Source organism: Oleiphilus sp. HI0125 (assembly GCF_001635355.1).
The window spans coordinates 1-1,159 of record NZ_LWGF01000084.1 but is presented as its reverse complement, the minus strand read 5'-3'; the positions used below and the strand labels follow the sequence as shown (position 1 = coordinate 1,159).

Annotated in this window: 3 protein-coding genes; 2 read left to right on the top strand and 1 reads right to left on the bottom strand. The window is 42.9% G+C overall.

Translation table 11 applies throughout. The annotated features are described in order from the left end of the window. Positions 1-371: DHHA1 domain-containing protein (locus A3762_RS01425; RefSeq protein ID WP_231878691.1), on the top strand; the 371-nt coding region annotated here is incomplete at its 5' end. Then, the gene (locus A3762_RS26265) at positions 314-544 is read left to right on the top strand and encodes a hypothetical protein (protein ID WP_156493115.1); all 231 of its coding nucleotides are present in this window, start codon (positions 314-316) and stop codon (positions 542-544) included. The genes A3762_RS01425 and A3762_RS26265, both read left to right, overlap by 58 nt. A gap of 13 nt (positions 545-557) precedes the next feature. Here A3762_RS26265 and A3762_RS01420 read toward each other — a convergent pair. Further along, positions 558-1,159: DUF3108 domain-containing protein (locus A3762_RS01420; protein WP_068753754.1), on the bottom strand; the 602-nt coding region annotated here is incomplete at its 5' end.

Genomic DNA, 1,159 nt, shown 5'->3' with positions numbered 1-1,159 from the left:
ATATATTGAAGGGGTCTGCACGCTCTATTCCTGGTTTGCATATGCGCGATGCCTTAGATGTCGTTGCGAAAAAGTATCCAGACGTTTTAGTTAAGTTCGGTGGTCATGCCATGGCCGCAGGTATGAGTATCGAGGTAGCTAAATTAAGTGTATTTGAATCAGCTTTCCAGGATGTTGTTGAATCTTTGCTCGGTGAAGAGGATCTTGAGGCGATCATTTATACGGATGGTGAGCTCGATCCAGCAGCGCTGACAATTTCAAATGTCGAGCAAATTGAACGTGCAGGGCCGTGGGGGCAAAAGTTTCCAGAGCCTTGTTTCGATGCACAAGTAAGGGTTGTGCAGAAGCGCGTATTAAAGAGAAACACCTAAAGCTTGTTGTTGAGTTTGAAGGTGGCGAGCTATTCGATGCTATTCAGTTTTCAAGCCCCTATTGCTCGGAAGATCTCACTAATATTCGTTTAGTATTTCGTCCTTCAATCAATGAATTTAGGGGGCGACGGAGCGTTCAATTAATGATTGATTACATCGAGCCAGTAGACTAAAAAATAGCTGCGCTTAGTTTGTTTCTAAACGCGTGATGTTGATTTCGTACTTCTCGCCATCTGACTCTGTTTGAATGAACTTCAAAAGGGCATATGGTGATTCTGTATCGATCCAGAACTTTGTTTCTCTCTGGGCTTCTCCTTCACGAACCTTTTCGATTATCGTCGCTGTCTTTGTGCCAATCTTAGTTTCAATTGTTTGCTCTCCAATTGCTTTAAAACGATATTTCCTGATGCTGCCTTTATGAGCGACTTGATAGTCAAATTCGTCGGCGTTTGAAAATGCATTGTCGAGCTGTATTTGAAGTTGGTAGCTTAATCGATCTAAGGTTGGTCCTGCGTTAGTGTAAGTCCATTCTTTTTTCTTGTAGCGTTCTTTGATTTTCGTGTCGTCAAAAAATTCAACACGTTGATAGCGGTTTTTTATGAATGTTCCTTCGAGGGCGTAGCTATACAAAGAGGGAGTGATCATTTGATCAGTGATAGAAAAGGTCGATTGTTCATGGATTGTTGCCGGTAGCGTGTCGACATAGAACGTGTAAAGCCAGGCGTCATTCTCTAATTTGCGTAGCTCTCTCGTTGCTGTCCCGCTGAGCGATAATCCGTGATCAATGT